Source organism: Streptomyces sp. Edi2 (assembly GCF_040253635.1).
GTDB lineage: Bacteria > Actinomycetota > Actinomycetes > Streptomycetales > Streptomycetaceae > Streptomyces.
Genome location: NZ_JBEJGX010000003.1, coordinates 7,748,214 through 7,767,832, shown reverse-complemented (window position 1 = coordinate 7,767,832; position 19,619 = coordinate 7,748,214). Strand labels below are relative to the sequence as shown.

The following is a 19,619-nucleotide window of genomic DNA, read 5'->3' as shown; positions in this document are numbered from 1 at the left end:
CCCGCGGACCGTGAGCACTCCCGGCGGCCGGCACCAACACGGCGTGGTCGGCGCACAGTTCCGGCAGAGGGCCGGGGTGCCTGCCGCGAGACCGTCCCGGCGTACGCGATGAGGGTGGGCGGTGCCGGCGCGGCACCGCCCACCCTCATCGGTGGTGCGTACGGGCTCAGCCGGCTGCGGGCTCGGCCGGCTCCCCCGTCCCCTCCTGCGTACGGTCGGCGATCGCCCGGTGGTGGCGGACGACCTCCCCGATGATGAAGTTGAGGAACTTCTCGGCGAATGCCGGATCGAGCTTGGCGTCCTCGGCCAAGCGGCGCAGCCGCTCGATCTGCGCGGCCTCGCGGGCCGGGTCGGCGGGCGGCAGGCTGTGCCGGGCCTTGAGCTCGCCGACCTGCTGGGTGCACTTGAAGCGCTCGGCGAGCAGATGCACCAGGGCGGCATCGAGGTTGTCGATGCTGCCGCGCAGATAGCTCAGCCGTTCACGGGCCGCTTCATCGGCGACGGCGGTCGCTTCGCCGGCCGCCGGTGCTGTCCCCTCGCTCATGTGCGTCTCGCCATTCGTGATCGGTCGGTACCTGGTGCGGTGTCGTGCTGCTGATGCCTGATGTCTTGATCGGGTGCACATTACCCGGCCGGTGGCCGACGGCCGGGCGGGTCTCGCGGATCGGACCGGTCGCGCGGATCGGACCGGTCGCGCAGCTCGGACCGGAGGGGGCCCGTTCCGGCCGGAGTGGCCGGCAACGCGTGGAAGGGGAGGCCGCTGATCGTCGTGGCGGCTACGAGAGCGCGACGGAGGAAGCCGGCGAACCGGCTCATCGGTGGCAGCGCGGCAAGGAGAATGGCCGGGTGACCATATTTTGCTGTGCTCATTGTCAGCAGCCTCTGACCAGCGAAGTGGTGCCGGGAGAACCACGGAAGGTTTCCGAACGGACGTCGGGCCATGAGGTCGTTCCGCCTCGGATGGCCCCGGAACACTTCCAAGTCAGTTTCGACAGCAGCCTTCTGATCCTTCACCCGGACGACGTTCCCGGGACGACGCTGCACCCCGATCCACGGCGCGTCAGTGGTTGCTGCGGGCTCGCCGGCCAAGACGGACCCAACCTCGTCTGTGCCGGATGCGGTGTTGACGTCGCGACGAAAGAGTCCGACTGCTGGACCGACAACTTCGTGACACTGATCGTCGCCCGCGTGACGGACGGGCCCGGGGCGTCGTAGAGGTACGGCCCCGGCGAGGGGGCAGCGGGTCGGTCGGGTCGGTCGGTTCGGTCTTCCTGGCCTCGACGGCGAGACGGTAGTGGTCGGCCTCGCGCAACAGGTCCCGGTAACGCAGCTGATGGACCTCGATGTTCATCCTTGCTCCTCCTCAACCGGACACCTCAGCCGGGACACTGATGCTGTGGCTTCTCCCAAGGGCAAGGTCAACGAGCGGCCGCGTCCGGTGGCGGGAGGTGCCGCAGGAAGTGCCGTCGATCGGCGCTGTGCAGGGCGTGTGGGAGCCGCCTCGTTGGGCGATATGATCCGTCGTCCCCGCCGCTGACCTGGGGCTTCGCGGAACTGCCGGTGCGGAAATTGTCGGTACGGAACATCCGGTACGGAACTGCGGTCCGAGCCCGGCATGTGCCCCACCGCAGCTCAGCCGCATCCCCGAGACGTGCTCCTGCCCCGTGCTCCCCCGTGTTCGCGGTGTTCCCCGTGAAGAAAGGACCGCAAGCATGCCGAACAGCGCCCTCCTCGTGATGGACGTCCAACGGGACATCGTGGATCTCGTGGACGACGGCTCCGGATATCTGCCGCGCCTGCGCAGGGCGATCGACGGTGCCCGGGCGGCGGACATCCCCGTGATCTACGTGGTCATCGGCCTGCGCCCGGGACAACCGGACGTCAGCACGCGGAACAAGGTGCTCACCTCCGCCGTGCGCGAGGGCCTGTTCACCGAGGGCAGCCCCGGCACCGAGATCCACCCCGACGTCACGCCCCGGCACGGCGAGATCGTGGTCACCAAGAGGAGGGGAAGCGCGTTCTCGGGCAGCGACCTCGATCTGGTGCTCAGGGCTCGCGGTATCGACAGCCTTGTTCTCACCGGCATCGCCACCAGCGGTGTCGTGCTGCACACCCTGTGCCAGGCCAACGACCTGGACTTCGGCCTCACCGTCCTGGCGGATGCCTGCCTCGACACCGACCCCGAGGTGCACCGGGTCCTCACCGGGAAGCTGTTCCCGCAGTGGGCGGAGGTCGTCACCGTCGAGGGCTGGCGGGAAGCCCTCACCTCGTAAGAGGCCCGCCGAGCGAGGGGGCTCCGGCCGCCGCGCATGGACCGCGCAGTCCCCTGCCTCAAGCGGTCGCCCGGTGGCGGGATCCCCCACAGAACCCGCCACCGGGCCGCTCTTTATGGGTCGCGGCGCTCGGCCGGCCCCGGGTCCACGGCGCTGCCAGGGTCCCGATTCAGGCACATACCCAGGTCGCCGCCCGGCCACCCCTCTTTCAGCGGAGCTTCAGGGAGCTTCAGAGAGAGGGGCCGGAGGGGTGACGGTGAGGGGCAGCCCGGAGGGCGGTGCGGGAGGTGGTGTGGGGAGTGGTGTGGGAGGTACTGCAGGGAAGTACTGCAGGGAGCGGTTTCGGTGAGCAGGCCAGGCCGGACGCGCCCTGCGAAGATGGGCCCGGTCACACCAGGCAGCCGACCGACCATCGGCGCCGGACAGCGCAGGGGGTATCCGCGTATGAACAGGGACAGCGACCGCATCAGGATCGCCGGAGCCGACGTCGCCGTCGTGGGCGGCAGCATTGCCGGTTGCGCCACGGCACTGGCCGCGCACCGGGCCGGCGCCGGCCGGGTCACCGTTTACGAACGCACCGCCGGCCGCCTCGCGGACCGTGGTGTCGGCCTCGCGGTGCACAACGCCCGGTATGCCGAACTCGCCGCCGCCGGGTATCTGGACACCGCCATGCCGTGGGTGCAGCTGGCCACCCGTCGCTGGTACGTACGCGACGGCGCCGGGCCGCTCGGCCGTCAGATCGGCGCGCTGCCCTTCCCGTTCCGCTCGTACTGCTGGGGGCCGCTCTGGCAGGAGTTACGGCGGCGGCTGCCGGAGGACACCGTCTTCCGGTCGGGGGTACGGGTGGACTCGGTCAGCGACGAAGCGGACTGCGCCGGCGTCCATTGCGACGGCGGCGAGGGAAGCAGAGCGGCCGAGGGCCGTGCGGGCAACGGAGAACAGCGGCGCGCCGACGGCAGCAGCCGCCGTACGGAGCGATTCGACCTGGTCATCGGCGCGGACGGCTACCGTTCGGTGGTCCGCGAGACCGCGTTCCCCGGTGTACGGCCCGGCTATGCCGGCTACCTCGCCTGGCGTGGCGCGGTCCCGGCCGACCGGCTGACGGAGCTCAGTTTCCCCGGCCTGCCGGCCGACCCCTGGGCGGAGGAGGACTGCATCTACGGCGTCTTCGCCGGCGGCCACGTCATCATCTACCGCATCCCGGACGGCCAGGGCGGCCACCGCGCGAACTGGGTCCTGTACACCGCCCCGCCCGCCGGCCTCGACCTGGGGCTCGACACCCCCACCAGCCTGCCGCCGGGCACCCTCACCGACGCCCTGCACGCCCATTTCACCTACGTCACGGATGAGTTGCTGCCGCCCTACTGGGGCGGGCTGATGCGGCTGACGCCGCGTCAAGAGGTGTTCATCCAGCCGATGTACGACTTCACCGCCGCGCGCTACACGGCCGGCCGGCTGCTGCTCGCGGGCGATGCGGCCACCGTCGCCCGCCCGCACACCGGCGCCGGAGCGGTCAAGGCGCTGCAGGACGCCGCCGCCCTGGAGACCGCGCTGCGCGCCGTACCGGAGCGGCCCGACGCGCTCACGGCGTACGGGACCGAGCGGGGCGCCACCGGCCGGACGATGGTCGAGCTGGGTCGCCGGCTGGGACGGACCCTGGTCCAGGACACCCCGGACTGGCGGACCCTGGACCAGGCCGGTCTGGAGGCCGCCTGGGCCGCGGCCGACGGCTCGGGCGCATTCGGTGGGCGTGAGCTGAAGAGCTGACACCCTTCCGGGCGCCGCACAGTACGCAGCACGCGCCACTCACCGCCGGCTGGCCGGCCGACCGCCCGACCCAGCCTGTGGTGCGGGGTGCGGGGCGCGTGCTGCGACGCCGGCCGCCGCCTCGCGCTCCCGTGCAGGAGAATGGAAACGTCGAGGTCACTTCGCCGCACACCCACCTCCGGTGACCACGACGGCAACTACCGCACCGAGCAACACCGGACAGCACCGAGCGACACCAAGCCGCACCAAGGGCTGCTCCGGCTCGCCATACAGACACCACCGGGCCGCTCCGGCCCGTGAGGACGGGACTGATCAGACATGGGACGGGTCACCGAGCGACGCCGCATCATCCGCATCCGCGACGGTGCCGTGAGCACCCGCCCGGACACCCTCGTCGCCGAGGAACCGCTGGAGATACGGCTCGGCGGCAAGCCGCTGGCGATCACGATGCGCACACCGGGCGACGACTTCGCGCTCGCCGCCGGATTCCTCGTCAGCGAGGGCGTGCTGGCGAGCGCCGACGAGCTGGCGAACATCGTCTACTGCGCGGGGGCGACGGCGGACGGGGAGAACGCCTACAACGTCGTGGATGTCCGGCTCGCGGACGGGGTCCCGGTCCCGGAGATCACCCTGGAGCGCAATGTCTATACGACGTCGTCGTGCGGGCTGTGCGGCAAGGCCAGCCTGGACGCGGTGCGCACCACGACCCGCTGGCCCCTGGAGGCTTCCCCCACCACCCCGGTCCGTATCGACCCGGCGACCCTCGCCGCCCTCCCCGACCGGCTGCGGGCCGCTCAGCGGGTGTTCGAGCGGACCGGGGGCCTGCACGCCGCGGCGCTGTTCACGACGGACGGTGAGCTGCTCGACATCCGGGAGGACGTGGGGCGGCACAACGCCGTCGACAAGATCGTGGGGCGGGCACTGCAGCAGGGGCGGCTGCCGCTGTCGTCGAGTGTGCTGATGGTCTCCGGCCGGGCGTCGTTCGAGCTGGCGCAGAAGGCCGTGATGGCGGGCATTCCGGTGCTGGCCGCGGTCTCGGCGCCCTCCTCGCTCGCCGTCGACCTGGCCGCCGAGACCGGGCTGACGCTGGTCGGTTTTCTGCGCGGCTCCTCCATGAACATCTACGCGGGCGAGCACCGCATCGCCCTGCCCGCAGCGGCCGCCACGCCTACCGACTGAGGCCGCGGGCCCGCCAGACCGGCCGGTGCACGGGCCGTCGGCCGGGCAGGCGGACCGATGGGCGGGGCGCCCCCGCGCCGACCGGCCTGGTGGCTCACTGCCCCGGGAGCGCGATCCGGGTCAGCAGGGCGACCAACTGCTCGCGTTCGGCCGGGGTCAGATCCTCGGTCAGCTCCGCGTTGGCCTCGTCGCCGAGCTGCTGGGTGCGGCGCAGCCGCTGCCGGCCGTCGACGGAGATCTCGACGGCGTTCTTGCGCCGGTCCCGGGGATCGGGGGTGCGGGTCACCAGCCCGTCCCTCTGCAGGTCGTTGACGATCGCGACCATGTCCTTGGGGTCGATGCGCAGTGTCCGGCCGAGCTCCGCCTGGGAGACCGGGCCAAGTTCCTCGACCGCCGACAGGACGGCGTGGTGCATCATCCGCATGCCTTCGCCGGCCAGGGCATCGGCGACGAGGCGGTGGCCGCGGGCGGCGGCGCGGCCCAGCAGCCAGCTGGGGAGCGCGCGGATGTGGCGGGGGGCGTAGGGGGTGTCGGCCATGGGTCCACCGTACCGAGCATTTCCTTGGCGAACCCAACGAAAAACCATTGGTGTCGCCAATGATTAAACTTTATTGTTGGGTCGCCCAATGAAACTGGTCGGTGCGTGCCGTCCGGCGACAGGGCAGCTGCCCGGCTGCCCGGCTATCTGCCTGCTCTGTCTGCCCTGTCTGCCGCCACGCACCGATCGACGACCCCGGAGGTGTCCGCCCATGCGCCGAGTCCGATTCCATACCTACGGCGGCCCCGAGGTCCTGCGTGTCGAGGAGGCCGAGGCACCGGTGCCCGGCCCCGGTGAACTGCTGGTGCGCACGGAGGCGATCGGGGTCACGCTGCCGTGCGTGCGACGGGTGCGCGGGGACGGCAAGGGCGGCGGCGATCCGCTGCCCGCCATGCCCGGCGGTGAGATCGCCGGTTCGGTCGTCGCCGTCGGCCCGGACGTCACCGGCTTCGCCCCGGGCGACCGCATCACCTCGCTCACCCTCACCGGCTCCTACACCGAACTCGCCCTCGCGCCCGCGTTCCTGGCGAGCCGGATACCGGACGACGCGAGCGCCGTGGAGGCGGTGGCGCTGGTGCGCAGCGGCCAGGTTGCGCTCGCCGTGCTCAGCACCGCGGTACCGCAGGGCGCGGAGTCCGTACTGATCACCGGCGCGGCGAGCGGCACCGGGCATCTCGCCGTGCAACTGGCCAAGCTCCAGGGGGTGCCACGGGTGGTGGCCGCCGTCAGCTCGCCCGCCAAGGCGGAGTTCCTGTACGGGCTGGGGGCCGATGAGGTGGTGGTCTACGACCAGGAATCCTGGGGCGAGCCGGTCGATATCGTCCTGGACGGCGTCGGCGGCGAGCTGCTGCCGCGCGCACTGGACGCGCTGGCTCCCGGTGGCCGTCTGATCTTCTTCAACTCCGGTGGGGGGATCGTCCCGGCGCACGAGCTACTGGCGGGCGCCAAGACCATCACGGGACTGACGATGCGTCGCTTCTCCACCGTCCACCGGGAGCTGTACGAGCAGCACCGGGCGCGGCTGTGGGAGCTTGCCGGGGCCGGCCGGCTGCGGGCCGCGGTCCATGCCGAACTTCCCCTGGACGAGGCCGCGAAGGCACACGAGATCATCGAGGCCAGGGCCAACCTGGGGAAGGTGGTGCTGCGGCCGTGAGGCACGGCGGTCGTCGTCGGCATCGGTGGAGCGCCCGCCCCGCCGGGCGCTCCCGGCCCTCGTACCGCACCGGACACTCCCGGCACAGCATCTGCGGGCCGGGAGAGTGAATTACGGCCGCGGCGCGTCGAACCCGCGCACGCTCCTTGTCGCGGTCCGCACGCGGCAGTAGCTTCCGTCGCGATGCACATAGGACGTGGGATGTCCTGATGACCCGACGCCGATGCCTCGAAGGGCAGGCCGGACCATGACGTCAGTTCTCCGCGCACACCCCAGCCCCCGCTGCAGACCCCGGTGCCGCCGCGCCGCGGCCCTGCTCACCGCGCTGACCGCCACCGCCCTCGCCCTCCTGCCGACCGCCCCCGCACAGGCCACGCCTGACAGGGCATCGGGCAGCGCCCGTCCCGCCGCCTCGGCGCCCTCCCCCGCCGGCGGCTTCGAGCAGCAGATCCTCTACAAAGCGTCCCAGGAACAGGGCTACTTCTGCTTCCGCATACCGGCCGTCGTGAAGTCCGGGCGCGGCACCCTCCTGGCGTTCGCCGAGGGCCGGCGGCACGACTGCGGTGACGCGGGCGATATCGACCTCGTCCTCAAGCGCTCCACCGACGGCGGCCGGACCTGGGGCCCGCTCCAGGTCATCAACCACGGCAACGGCGACACCCACGGCAACCCGGCACCCATCGTGGACCGCCGCACCGGCCGGATCGTGCTCGCCGAGACCTACAACAAGGGCCGCACCGACGGCCTCAGCTGCGAGGTCCCCTGCGACCGCACCCCGCACCTCCAGTACAGCGACGACGACGGCGCCACCTGGTCCGCGCCCCGGGACCTGACCGCCGCCGTCCGTCCCCCGCAGTGGAATTCGTGGTACGCCACCGGGCCCCTGCACGGCATCCAGCTCACCCGCGGACGGCACGCGGGCCGGCTGGTGTTCGGCATCAACTCCGAGAGCTACGCGGACAACCGGGTCACCGCCAACCACGCCGCCCTGGTCCACAGCGACGACGGCGGCGCCACCTGGAAGGTCGGCGCGCTGGACACCTGGCCCCTGGCCGCAGACGGCACGTTCCGTCAAAAGCCCTCGGAGATGGCGCTCCTGGAACGCTCCGACGGTTCGGTCTACGTCAACGGGCGGGAACAGGACGGCACCGATCTGGGCCACCGCACCGCGGCGGTCAGCCGTGACGGCGGCAACTCCTTCGCCGCCCCGTTCCGCGCCCTGCCCGACCTCTACACCCCGATGGTGCAGGGCTCGGCGCTCCGGCTGGCGCACCCGCACGCCGGCCGCAGCCGCACCCTGTTCGCGGCGCCCGCCGACCCCGACCGGCGCCGGACCATGACCATCCGCTCCTCCTGGGACGAGGGCCGCACCTGGGAGAGCGTCGACCGGGGCGCCCGGGTGACCCCCGACTGGTCCGGCTATTCGGACCTGGTCGCCGTCTCCGACGACGTCACCGGCCTGATGTACGAGGGCGGCGCGGCCGATGCCCGGGACGAGATCCGCTTCGCCCGCTTCACCGAGGACTGGCTCGGTCCGCGCCGCGGCCCGGATCCCACCACCGGCGACGCCGCCCCGGGCGCCCGGCCGGCCGCCGTCCTGGGCGGCGCCCGGGCCACCGGCGGCCGCTTCGGCCGGGCACTGTCCTTCGACGGCGCCGACGATGCGGTACGCCTCCCCTACCGCGGCTCCCTCCCGCTCGGCACCCACGACTTCACCTGCAGCCTGTGGTTCCGCCAGGACGCCACCACCGGCGAACAGCCGCTGTTGTGGATGGGCGGTGTGGGCAGCAAGTCCCCGCAGGTCGCGGTGGAGGGCGACCCCGGCCACGACCGGATCATCGCCCGCGTCACCGCCGTCGACGGCCCCGCACCGGCCGCCACCGCCCAGGCCGTGACCCACAGCGGCTACCACGACGGGAACTGGCACCATCTGGCGCTGCGCCGCACGGGTGGCCGGCTGCTGCTCATGGTGGACGGCAGGGAGACCACCGTCGTCCCCGATGTCCCGGGGTCGGTCAGCCGCGGCTCGGTCTTCGGCGTGCACCTGGGTCAGCGGCCCGACGGGCGCGCCCAGTTCACCGGCGCGCTGGACGAAGTACGCGTCTACCGGCGGGCCCTGACCGACGCCGAACTGTCCGGCGTACGCAGTGACAACGCCCCGGTGGGCGGTCCACTGGTCCTGGGGCTGTCGCTGGACCGGGTGCGCGGGGGTGCGGGGAAGGGCTGAGCCGCACCGGCCGACGAGGCACGGTCCTGGCCTGCCCGACGCCACCGCGGCGGGCAGGCCACAGGGCTCAGCCCTCGCGGCCCTCCGGCCCCTTTCGGTCCTCTCAGCCGTCTCAGCCCTCGCGGTCCCCTCAGCCCCGCGCCCCGTTCACCACCGTCTCGCCGGCCACCTCCGCCTCGGCCGCGCCGCCCCTCCCGGTTCCCCCAACCACCGGTGCCGGCGGCGCGTTTCGTGCTTCCCGCGCCTCTCCTACTCCCTGTGTCCCGTGCGCTCCCTGCACCCCGTGCGCCCCCTGCGCCGCGAAACGCTTCGCCAGGACCGCACACACCATCAGCTGCATCTGGTGGAACAGCATCAGCGGCAGCACGGCGAGTCCGGCCTGCGCACCGAAGAGCACGCCGGCCATCGGCAGGCCGGCCGCCAGGCTCTTCTTGGAGCCGGCAAAGGTGATCGCGATCCGGTCCTCACGGGGGAAGCCGAGCCTCCTCGCCCCGTACGAGGTGGCAGTCAGCATCACCGCGAGCAGCACGGCCTCCACGCCCAGCAGACAGAGCAGCCGCAGGCCGGAGACCTGGTACCAGATGCCCTCGACCATGCCGGCGCTGAAGGCGGTGTAGACGACGAGCAGGATCGAGCCGCGGTCCACCAGGCCGAGGAGCTTCCTGTGGCGCGTGAGGAACCCGCCGATCCACCGCCGCAGCAGCTGCCCGGCGACGAACGGCAGCAGCAGCCGGCAGACGATCGACAACAGCGCATCGGCCGAGAAGCCACCGCCGCCCCCGTGCAGGACGAGAACCGCCAGCAGCGGCGTGACGACGAGGCCGACGAGGCTGGAGAACGACCCCGCGCAGATCGCCGCCGCGACATTGCCCCGGGCGAGGGAGGTGAAGGCGATCGAGGACTGGATGGTCGACGGCACCAGGCACAGGAACAGCAGTCCCGTGTAGAGGGCGGGCGGCAGGACGTGGGGAACCAGCCCGCGCGCGGCCAGTCCGAGCACCGGGAAGAGCACGAACGTACAGGCCAGGACCGTGAGATGGAGCCGCCAGTGGCGCAGTCCGGTCATCGCCTCGCGGGTGGAGAGACGGGCGCCGTAGAGGAAGAAGAGCAGCGTCACAGCGCCGGTGGAGGCACCCTCGGAGATGGCGGCGGACGGTCCGCGGGCGGGCAGCAGAGCGGCCAGGGCGACCGTGCCCACCAGCGCCAGGAGGTATCCGTCCACGGGCAGCCAGGACGGGAGCTGGTTCAAAGGGCGGCGCATGGTCTCTCTTCGGTCGTTCGACGGCTCAGGGGCGGGTGGCATGGCCCCGGCCCTCCAGGGTGCCCGGACCACGGACATCGGGAAACCCTCTTACCGTGGTCACTGTGATTACGGTTCGCGATGAGAGCCGGATCAGGATGCAGAGTCGGACGGCAGAAGGAGAAGCCGGACGGCAACAAGGGAAGCCGGACGGCAGAGGCGGAGGGCCCGTGTTCGAACCCGCGCAGTTGCGCACCTTTCTCGCCGTGGCGCAGACGCTGAGCTTCACCCAGGCCGCGCACCGGGTCGGGCTGCGGCAGTCGACCGTGAGCCAGCACGTGCGGAAGCTGGAGGAGGCCGCCGGGCGCCGGTTGTTCACCCGGGACACCCATGCCGTGGAGCTGACCGAGGACGGCGAGGCGATGCTCGGCTTCGCCCGCACGATCCTGGAGGCCAACGAGCGGGCCGCGAGCTTCTTCGCGGGAACCCGGCTGCGTGGCAGGCTCCGCTTCGGTGCCTCGGAGGACTTCGTGCTGACCCGGATGCCGGAGGTCCTCGAAGAGTTCCGGCGGGACCACCCCGAGGTCGATCTGGAGCTGACCGTCGAGCTGTCGGGGACCCTGCACGAACTGCTGGCGGCCGGGCGGCTCGACCTCGTCCTCGCCAAGCGGCGCCCCGACGAGGCGCGCGGACGGCTGGTGTGGCGCGACCGGCTGGTGTGGGTGGGCGCCGAGCGGCTGCGCCTCGATCCGCAGCGCCCGGTCCCCCTGGTCGTCTACCCGCCACCCGCGCTGACCCGTGCCAGGGCACTGGAGGCGCTGGAGCGCGCGGGCCGGGAATGGCGGATCACCTGCACCAGCGGAAGCCTCAACGGGCTGATCGCCGCAACTCGGGCAGGCCTGGGCGTTATGGCACATACGAGGGGCATGATCCCGCCAGGTCTGGCCCGGATTTCACCACGCGCCGGGCTGCCGGAACTCGGCGGAGTGGAGTTCGTTCTGCTCCACGGGCAGCGCAAGCGTGCGGCACGGGGCCCGGCGGAGGCACTGGCCGACGCGATCCTGGCGGGCGGCGACCGGCTGCAGCTTCCCTAGGACCCCAACAGGGCTGCGCCAGGGGCCCAGGGCCCGCCCACAAGGCCCCGGGAGACGCCTGGCCCCCACAGGACAAGCCCTGGTCAGGGCCTCCGCGCCGGGTTTCCGTCCGATCCGGTGCGAGGTGCAGAGATTTGGTGCAGATATGGTCCCGGCGTCGTGATCGTCCGGCGTTGAACTGACTGGATCATGTCCAGGCTTCTCCGAAGTAACCCGATTTCGACGGTTGGCCAGATCCCATGCCGCCGGATTCACCACGTGGTACGGATCTGCCGGATGCGGTCACGTTGGGGTACGGTCGCGGCCTTGTGAGCAACACCACGAGGAGCTGGGTCATTGCGCGAGTTCACCGTCCCGCCACTGGCGACCGCGCCCCAGGTCGGCGGGCTGGCGGATGTCGTCTACGAACAAGCCGAAGCCGATCCCGGACGCGTCGCACTGGCGCGTAAGGACGACGAGGGAAACTGGCAGAACGTCACCTCCGGACAATTCCGGGACGAAGTTCTCGCCCTGGCGAAGGGTCTGCTCGCGCAGGGCGTCCGGTTCGGTGACCGGATCGGCATCATGTCCCGTACGCGCTACGAGTGGACCCTGTTCGACTTCGCGCTGTGGTCGATCGGCGTCCAGTCCGTACCGCTGTATCCGACGTCATCGGCCGAGCAGGTCTTCTGGATGCTGCACAACGCGGGCGTCTCGGCCTGTGTGGTCGAGCACGAGGACCATGCGATGACCGTCGGATCGGTCATCGACCGGCTGCCCCACCTGCGCAAACTGTGGCAGCTGGACACCGACCCGGTGGCCGAACTGAACGCGGCCGGTGCGCACATCGACGATGACGTGGTGCACCGGCACCGGATGGCCGTCACCCCGGACGCCACCGCGACGATCATCTACACCTCCGGCACCACCGGCCGCCCCAAGGGCTGTGTGATCACCCACGCCAATTTCATGGCCGAGTCCGACAACATGGTGCTCCGCTATGAGAAGGTCTTCCACTCCAAGGCGGGCGATGAGGCGTGCACCCTGCTCTTCCTGCCGCTGGCACACGTTTTCGGCCGGATGGTGCAGGTCTCCGCGATCCGCGGCCAGGTCAAGCTGGGCCACCAGCCCGAGCTGGCGGCCCGTGCCCTCCTGCCCGATCTGCAGAGCCTCCAGCCGACGTTCATCCTCGCGGTGCCGTACATCTTCGAGAAGGTCTTCGCCGCGGCCCGGCGCAAGGCGGAGGCGGAAGGCAAGGTCGGCCCGTTCGACAAGGCCGTGGAGATCGCGGTCCGCTACGCCGAGGCACAGGAGCACAAGGCCTTCGGCACCGGGCCAGGGCCCAGCGCCTCGCTGCGCATGCAGCACCAGTTCTTCGACAAGGTCGTCTACAGCAAGGTCAGGGCCGCGATGGGCGGCCAGGTGCGGCATGCGATGTCGGGTGGCTCGGCGATGGAGCGGCGCCTCGGGCTGTTCTTCGCCGGCGCCGGCGTACGGATCTTCGAGGGCTACGGCCTGACGGAGAGCACCGCGGCCGCCACCGCCAACCCACCCGAGCGGACCCGCTTCGGCACCGTCGGCACCCCGGTCCCCGGCACCACCGTGCACATCGCGGAGGACGGCGAGATCTGGCTGTACGGCGGGCAGATCTTCCACGGCTACCACAACGACCCCAAGGCGACCGATGCCGTGCTGCACGACGGCTGGTTCTCCACGGGTGACCTGGGCGCGCTGGACGAGGACGGCTACCTGACGATCACCGGCCGCAAGAAGGAAATCCTGGTCACCTCCGGCGGCAAGACGGTCTCGCCGGTGGGCCTGGAGGAGCGGGTACGGGCGCATCCGCTGGTCGCCCAGTGCATCGTCGTCGGCAACGACCGGCCCTTCATCTCGGCGCTGGTGACCCTGGACCCGGAGGCGGTCGCGCACTGGCTGGCCATGCGGGAGAAGCCGAAGATGCCGCCGACCGACCTGGTGCGCGACCCGGACCTGGAGACCGAGATCCGGCGCGCCGTGGTCGCCGCCAACACGCTGGTCTCGCAGGCCGAGTCGATCCGTACCTTCCGGATACTGGCCAACCAGTTCAGCGAGGAGCACGGGCTGCTGACCCCGTCGCTGAAGCTCAAGCGCAAGGCGATCGAGACGGCGTACCAGGTCGAGGTGGACGCGCTGTACCAGACGTGACGGGCGGGGCGCGGCTTCCCGGGGGCCTCCAGGTGGTCTCCCGGGAAGCCGCGCCCCATCTGATGGTGCTCCCACCGGTGCGTTCACTCTCGGCGAACCGGCTGCCGCGGCGGCGCGGCATGCCCCGTAATTGCGGCATGCCCCGTAATTGCGGCGTCGGAGCGCGGCCGGCCGGTCCCGCTCACGGCGCGTTCCCACGAATACCCGGCCTTCCTCCGGCATCCCGTCGGCCCGCGCGGGAATGCGCGTCCACGGATGATCGTTGACATCCGTGAACGAGAAAGCCGACGTAAGGATCGATTCCCCCGTGAGCAAGGTTCCCTCCATCACGCTCAACAACGGCGTCGCGATGCCGCAGCTCGGCTTCGGCGTCTGGCAGGTCGAGGACGACCAGGCGTTCACCGCCGTCGGCCAGGCCCTGGACGCGGGATACCGCAGCATCGACACCGCGGCGATCTACGGCAACGAAGAGGGCACGGGCAAGGCGCTCGCTGCTTCCGGAATCGCCCGTGACGAACTGTTCGTCACGACCAAGCTCTGGAATGCCGACCAGGGCTTCGACTCCACGCTGCGCGCCTTCGACACCTCCCTCACCAAGCTCGGCCTGGAGTATGTGGATCTCTACCTGATCCACTGGCCGCTCCCGTCGAAGGACCGCTACGTCGAGACGTACAACGCCCTGGAGAAGATTTACGCGGAGGGCCGCGCCAAGGCCATCGGTGTCTCGAACTTCCGGCCCGAGCATCTGGAACGGCTGCTGGGCGAGACCTCCGTCGTCCCGGCCGTCAACCAGATCGAGCTGCACCCGCAGTTCCCGCAGGCCGAGTCCCGCGCCTTCCACGCCCGGCACAACATCGTGACCGAGGCCTGGTCGCCACTCGGCCAGGGCAAGGGCCTCCTGGAGGACCCGGCGATCGCGACGCTCGCCGCCAAGCACGGCAAGACCCCCGCCCAGGTGGTCCTGCGCTGGCACCTCCAGCTCGGCAATGTCGTCATCCCGAAGTCCGTCACCCCTTCGCGCATCGCCGAGAACATCGACGTCTTCGACTTCGAGCTGGACGACGAGGACCTTGCCACCCTCGCCGGCCTGGACACCGGCAACCGGATCGGCCCGGACCCGGCCACCTTCGACGTGGCCTGACCGCCGCTCCGTAACGGCACCCCGTAGCGGCGCCGCCCGGCTCGTCCGGGCGGCGCCGTTGCCGTACCCGAGTGGCGGGCCCGGCGGACGGCAGGAAGTGTGGAGGGTGAGCGTGGGGCGGACCCGGCGTACCGGCCGGGACCGGTACCCCTCGCTTTGTCCTGCGCCTCCCGCGTGCCCTGGCAGGGGAGGTGCCCCCATCGAGGAGGCACGATGCCTGAAGTCACCTCTCCCTACCAGCCCGGAACGCCCTGTTGGGTGGATCTCGCGGCTCCTGACCAGCAAGCCGCCATCGACTTCTACTCCGAGGTCTTCGGGTGGGCCGGAGAGGTCGGGCCCGCGGAGACCGGGGGCTATGCCGTCTGCACGCTGAACGGCAAGCCGGTGGCCGGCATCATGGCCGCCGTCCCGATGGGCGGTCAGCCCGCGCCGCCGACCGTGTGGACCACCTATCTGTCGGCCGCCGACGCGGACGCCACCTCCGAAGCGGTGAGCCAGGCCGGCGGCACGCTCCTGATGCCCGTCACGGACGTGATGACGCTCGGCCGGATGTGTATCGCGGCCGAGCCCACCGGAGCGGTGTTCGGCATCTGGCAGCCCGTGGACTTCCCCGGCTCCGGCATCGTCAACGAGCCGGGCGCACTGATCTGGAACGAGCTCAACACCACCGACCCGTCCGCCGCCGCCACGTTCTACAAGGCCGCCTTCGGTATCGACAGCGCCCCCATGGAGGGCGCCGAGAACTACTACGCCCTCACGGTGAATGGCCGGCCGGTGGGCGGTATGCAGCCGATGTCCGAACAGATGCCGTCCGGCACTCCCTCGCACTGGCTGGTGTACTTCGCGGTGACGGACACCGATGGCACGGTCGACAAGATCACCGCGGCCGGCGGTGCGGCGCTGCAGCAGCCCTTCGACATGGTTGCCGGCCGGATGGCCGTGGTGACCGACCCGCAGGGCGCGACCTTCGCCGTGATCAGCCCGAAGCCGATGAATCAAGGCTGAGATGCATCAAGGCTGAGGGGCCGTTGACCGCCTACTGCTGCGCGCGGGCCGTATGGACGGTCTGCGCGGACAGCACGAAGGCATCGGGGCGGCGGACGATACCGACGGCGTCATCGGGGTCGGCGAGGCGGGCGAGGGTGGTGTGGTCGTCCTCGTCCAGCCGGTCGCCGTACAGGTCGAGCCCCTGGATCAGGGTGTCCTGGACGTAGGCGCGCGCCTCGTCGGTCAGCGGGGCCGGCAGGTCCAGCAGGAAACTGCGGGTGCGCGGGGTGCGCAGGCCGGCGTCGGCGAGGAAGGCGGGCCAGTCCTCGGTGTCGTCGACGGCGCCGGGCAGCGCCGCGCGCATCTCCACGAACCAGTCCTCGCAGGCCGCGTCCAGTCGGGACTGCAGCCCCGGGCGCCCGATGCCGATGTCGCGCGGCAGGAAGCGGGGGGCGAGACCGCCCTCGGTGACGGCGAGCAGCCCGCCGGGCCGCAGATGAGCGCCGAGGGCGGCGACCGCGGCACGCTGGTCACCGACGTGGTGCAGGGTCCTGGCGGACCAGATGAGGTCGGCGCCGCCGAGGGCGTCCAGCCCGTCCGGGAGTTCGGCGAGATGGGTACGGACCCGGTCGCCGAGGCCGAGGCGCCCGGCCCGGGCGTGTGCCCGCTCCAGCAGTGCCGCGCTCGCGTCCACGGCCACCACTTCGGCGGCGGGGAAGGCCTGGGCCAGCAGACAGCTGACGACGCCCGGCCCGCTGCCGACGTCGAGCACCCGGTCCACCCCCTGGTCGCCGGCCGCGGCCGTCCCGACGAGGAGCTGCCGCAGCCAGGCCGCGGCCTGCTCGTAGAGCGGCAGGTGCAGCTCGGCGCCCCGTTCGAGGAGCGGGCCGAACACCTCCCAGTCGATCTGCGCCGTGTCCTGAGGACCGTGCCCGCGTGCGGGCCGTTCGTCGTTGCTCATGACATCGAGCCTCCGTTACCGGTCGTACGCGTGCAATCCGCGTTGCCGCTCCGGCAACCCCGGATTCCGGCGGGTAAGGGCGCAACCGTAGGGTCTGGCCCGTGGCTACTCCGGGATGGATACCGCCGACGGATACCGAGCGGCGGCTGTACGAAGCGACGGCGCGTGGTGACTGGGACGGTCAGATCGCGGCGATCGCCGGTGAGGATCTGTATCTGGCGGCACCGCAGCAGGGCCAGGATCCGCTGCCCGTCTACGACGACCCGGCGGCGGGTGGTAAGTGCATTCCCGTCCTGACCCGCGGCATGCTGCCGCCGTGGCAGCCGCAGCAGTTCTTCGACCGGGTTTCACTGGAGGAACTGGCGCAGGACTGGCCGAACGACAAGTGGCGCCTCGCGGTCAACCCCGGGACGCCCTGCGCCGTGTACCTGGCCGCCTCCCCCGCCCACCGCGCCGGCTGGCTGCAGCGGCGCGCCCAGGTCGGGGCCCGGCCCGGCGGCCTGCTCGTCACGCACTTCGGCGGTCCGCTGCACGGCCCCGTCGCGCAGGGGCTGGCGTGCGGTGCGCCGCTCGCGGTACACCACAGCGTGCCGTGGAACGAACTCGGCACGGCCTTTCTCGATCACGCCGCCGACGCACAGACGCTGCGCGAACAGTGGTCGGTGACCGACCCCGCCGGCTGGCAGCAGCGCCTGGACCAGCTGCTCGGCGGGCAGTTCGTACCGGCGGAGACGGAGGCGGCGCTGCGGGGGCGGGCCGGCGGACGCAGCGGCGGGGCCGCCGCGGACGGGACGCGCACGGCGGACGAGGCGGACACGACCGACGCGACAGACGCGACGGACGCGACGGACAAGGACCGGACCGATGGGGCCGGGTCGGGCTCCCCGGACACGGCCGCCGCGTCGGCCGTCCCCGAGCTCGTGACCAGGTACGAAGAGCGGTTCCGCGCCGACGGACTGCTGCCGGCCGACGGCCATGTCGTGTCCCTCGTCGCGCTGGACCTTGCGCATGCCGTCACTCTCGTCCGCTGGGGCCTGGGCGCCCGGCTGTGCGCACCGCAGCAGGCCGAACAGGCCGTGACGCAGGCCGGCGCGAAGACCAGGGAGGTGTACGGCTCGTGGGAGGAGTTCGCCGCGGGCTATGCGCTGGGACGGATGCTGGCGTTCGACAACGGCTGGTTCGGGCCGGAGTACACGCAGGCCGTGCACCTGCACCGGGTCCTCACCCAGGACCCGGCGTCGCCGTGGCGCGGACTGCCGTTCGCTTGACGGGGGCAGCTTCGCTTGACGGCGGGCCTGTCGCTTGATGGGGCGCGTCGGTTGACGGGGCGCGGGTCGCCTGCCGGGGAGCGGGTCGCCCTCCGGGGGCGCGCCCCGTCGGACGGTCGCGCGGTCCGGGTTCGGGTCCGGGTTCGGTGTAGACGTAGGGCATGGATGTAGCCGTTTGCCTGTTCAGCTCCGATCTCCGGCTGCACGACCAGCCGGTGCTGCATGCCGCGCTGCGCTCCGCGGCGCAGGTGGTACCGCTGTTCGTCGTCGATACCGGGGTCGCTGACGCGGGGTTCATGGTGCCCAACCGGGCGGCATTCCTGGCCGGCGCGCTGGCGGATCTCGATGCCGGGCTGCGCGGTTGCGGGGGTCGGCTGGTCATCCGTACGGGGGATGTGGTGGCTGAGGCCTGCCGGGTGGCGGCCGAGACCGGAGCCGGTGAGGTGCATCTCGCGGCCGGGGTGAGCGGCTACGCGCTGCGCAGGGAACGGCGGTTGTCCGAGGGGCTGGCGGCGGCGGGGCGGGCGCTGGTGGTGCACGACGCGGTCATCACGGCACTGCCGCCCGCCGCGGTGCTGCCCTCCGGCCCGGGCAAGGACCACTTCGCGGTCTTCACGCCGTACGTCCGGCGCTGGCAGGCCGCGGGGCTGCGGTCGGTGCTGCTCGCGCCTCGGTCCGTACGGGTCCCGGACGGGGTCCGGTCCGAGGACCTGCCGTCGGCGGCGGACCTGTGCCCGGGCGGGAAACCGTCGCCCGCGCTCCCGGAGGGCGGCGAGCGGGCGGGGCGCCGCCGGTTCGGGGCCTGGCAGCGCTCGGGCATGGCCGACTACCAGGACCGGCAGGACGACCTGCCGGGCGATGCCACGTCACGGCTCTCGCCCTATCTGCACTTCGGCTGCCTCTCGCCGGTGGAGCTGGTGCACAAGGCGTCGGCCCGCCCGGACGCCGGTGCCGAAGCGTTCGTACGGCAGCTGGCCTGGCGGGACTTCCACCATCAGGTACTGGCGGCCCGCCCCGGCGCGGCAAGCGCCGACTATCGCACCAAGGGCGACCGCTGGCGGTACGACGACGCCGAGGTGACGGCCTGGAAGGAGGGCCGCACCGGCTATCCGGTGGTCGATGCGGGGATGCGGCAGCTGCTGCACGAGGGGTGGCTGCACAACCGCGCGCGGATGCTGGTGGCGAGCTTTCTGACCAAGACACTGTACGTGGACTGGCGGGTGGGGGCACGGCACTTCCTGGACTGGCTGGTGGACGGCGATATGGCGAACAACCAGCTCAACTGGCAGTGGGTGGCCGGGACCGGCACCGACACCCGCCCCAACCGGGTGCTGAATCCGCTCGTCCAGGCCAGACGGTTCGACCCGCAGGGCGAGTACGTACGGCGCTGGGTGCCGGAGCTGGCCGGCCTCGCGGGCGCGGCGGTGCACCAGCCGTGGAAGCTGACCGGGCCGGAGCGCGCGGCGTGCGACTATCCGGATCCCGTGGTGGACCTGGCGGACGGGCTGGTGCGGTTCAAGCGGGCACGGGGGCTGGAGTAGCGGGGGTGGCGCAGCCGGGGTGGAGTAGCCGGGGCCGGAGCAGCTGAGCCCGAGTAGCCGGGGTCCGCGGACGGTCGCCGCGTCGTG

At 71.8% G+C, this 19,619-nt stretch carries 16 protein-coding genes; 12 read left to right on the top strand and 4 right to left on the bottom strand.

From position 1 onward, the window contains the following. Window positions 1–166: 166 nt before the first annotated feature. Window positions 167–544, bottom strand: coding sequence for a chorismate mutase (locus ABR737_RS37375; protein WP_350255606.1), 378 nt, complete (start codon window positions 542–544; stop codon window positions 167–169). Between the two features lie 44 nt (window positions 545–588). On the opposite strand from ABR737_RS37375, the gene ABR737_RS37370 reads away from it, so the two are divergent. The 4 genes from ABR737_RS37370 to fdhD all read left to right on the top strand — a co-directional run bounded on the left by ABR737_RS37370 (window position 589) and on the right by fdhD (window position 5,219). Further along, window positions 589–1,215 carry a hypothetical protein gene (locus tag ABR737_RS37370; protein ID WP_350255605.1) on the top strand — a complete coding sequence of 209 codons (627 nt, stop codon included), beginning with the start codon at window positions 589–591 and terminating at the stop codon, window positions 1,213–1,215. A 497-nt stretch (window positions 1,216–1,712) separates the two neighbouring features. Further along, window positions 1,713–2,273, top strand: a complete 561-nt coding sequence (locus tag ABR737_RS37365; protein WP_350255604.1) for a cysteine hydrolase family protein — start codon at window positions 1,713–1,715, stop codon at window positions 2,271–2,273. Window positions 2,274–2,717: 444 nt separating this feature from the next. Then, entirely contained in the window at window positions 2,718–4,040 is a 1,323-nt protein-coding gene (locus ABR737_RS37360; RefSeq protein ID WP_350255603.1) for an FAD-dependent monooxygenase, read from the top strand. 318 nt (window positions 4,041–4,358) lie between these two features. After that, a complete protein-coding gene (fdhD, locus tag ABR737_RS37355; protein WP_350255602.1) occupies window positions 4,359–5,219 on the top strand; it encodes a formate dehydrogenase accessory sulfurtransferase FdhD in 861 nt (286 codons plus the stop codon). 94 nt (window positions 5,220–5,313) lie between these two features. Here fdhD and ABR737_RS37350 read toward each other — a convergent pair whose 3' ends face one another. Continuing rightward, the gene (locus ABR737_RS37350) at window positions 5,314–5,757 is read right to left on the bottom strand and encodes a MarR family winged helix-turn-helix transcriptional regulator (protein WP_350255601.1); all 444 of its coding nucleotides are present in this window, start codon (window positions 5,755–5,757) and stop codon (window positions 5,314–5,316) included. Between the two features lie 211 nt (window positions 5,758–5,968). Here ABR737_RS37350 and ABR737_RS37345 point away from each other — a divergent pair, with 211 nt between their 5' ends. Together ABR737_RS37345 and ABR737_RS37340 are read left to right on the top strand one after the other, a co-directional pair. Next, window positions 5,969–6,910, top strand: coding sequence for a quinone oxidoreductase family protein (locus tag ABR737_RS37345; protein WP_350255600.1), 942 nt, complete (start codon window positions 5,969–5,971; stop codon window positions 6,908–6,910). Window positions 6,911–7,157: 247 nt separating this feature from the next. Beyond that, a complete protein-coding gene (locus tag ABR737_RS37340; protein WP_350255599.1) occupies window positions 7,158–9,137 on the top strand; it encodes an exo-alpha-sialidase in 1,980 nt (659 codons plus the stop codon). 130 nt (window positions 9,138–9,267) lie between these two features. Here ABR737_RS37340 and ABR737_RS37335 read toward each other — a convergent pair whose 3' ends face one another. After that, window positions 9,268–10,398, bottom strand: a complete 1,131-nt coding sequence (locus ABR737_RS37335) for a bile acid:sodium symporter family protein (RefSeq protein ID WP_350255598.1) — start codon at window positions 10,396–10,398, stop codon at window positions 9,268–9,270. Between the two features lie 209 nt (window positions 10,399–10,607). Between ABR737_RS37335 and ABR737_RS37330 the strand changes: the two genes are divergently transcribed. From ABR737_RS37330 to ABR737_RS37315, 4 genes are all read left to right on the top strand, one after another. Beyond that, the gene (locus ABR737_RS37330; protein ID WP_350255597.1) at window positions 10,608–11,471 is read left to right on the top strand and encodes a LysR substrate-binding domain-containing protein; all 864 of its coding nucleotides are present in this window, start codon (window positions 10,608–10,610) and stop codon (window positions 11,469–11,471) included. Window positions 11,472–11,807: 336 nt separating this feature from the next. Beyond that, the gene (locus tag ABR737_RS37325) at window positions 11,808–13,634 is read left to right on the top strand and encodes an AMP-dependent synthetase/ligase (protein ID WP_350255596.1); all 1,827 of its coding nucleotides are present in this window, start codon (window positions 11,808–11,810) and stop codon (window positions 13,632–13,634) included. Window positions 13,635–13,941: 307 nt separating this feature from the next. Beyond that, window positions 13,942–14,775 carry an aldo/keto reductase gene (locus tag ABR737_RS37320; protein ID WP_350255595.1) on the top strand — a complete coding sequence of 278 codons (834 nt, stop codon included), beginning with the start codon at window positions 13,942–13,944 and terminating at the stop codon, window positions 14,773–14,775. A 213-nt stretch (window positions 14,776–14,988) separates the two neighbouring features. Then, complete coding sequence (locus tag ABR737_RS37315) at window positions 14,989–15,780, top strand: VOC family protein (protein WP_350255594.1); 792 nt, start codon at window positions 14,989–14,991, stop codon at window positions 15,778–15,780. A 31-nt stretch (window positions 15,781–15,811) separates the two neighbouring features. Here ABR737_RS37315 and ABR737_RS37310 read toward each other — a convergent pair whose 3' ends face one another. Beyond that, window positions 15,812–16,723, bottom strand: a complete 912-nt coding sequence (locus tag ABR737_RS37310) for a class I SAM-dependent methyltransferase (RefSeq protein WP_350255593.1) — start codon at window positions 16,721–16,723, stop codon at window positions 15,812–15,814. Window positions 16,724–16,842: 119 nt separating this feature from the next. Here ABR737_RS37310 and ABR737_RS37305 point away from each other — a divergent pair, with 119 nt between their 5' ends. Beyond that, the gene (locus ABR737_RS37305) at window positions 16,843–17,991 is read left to right on the top strand and encodes a DUF1266 domain-containing protein (protein ID WP_502964530.1); all 1,149 of its coding nucleotides are present in this window, start codon (window positions 16,843–16,845) and stop codon (window positions 17,989–17,991) included. A 161-nt stretch (window positions 17,992–18,152) separates the two neighbouring features. Next, on the top strand, window positions 18,153–19,532 hold the full coding sequence (locus tag ABR737_RS37300; protein WP_350255591.1) for a cryptochrome/photolyase family protein: 1,380 nt from the start codon (window positions 18,153–18,155) through the stop codon (window positions 19,530–19,532). Window positions 19,533–19,619 lie beyond the last annotated feature (87 nt).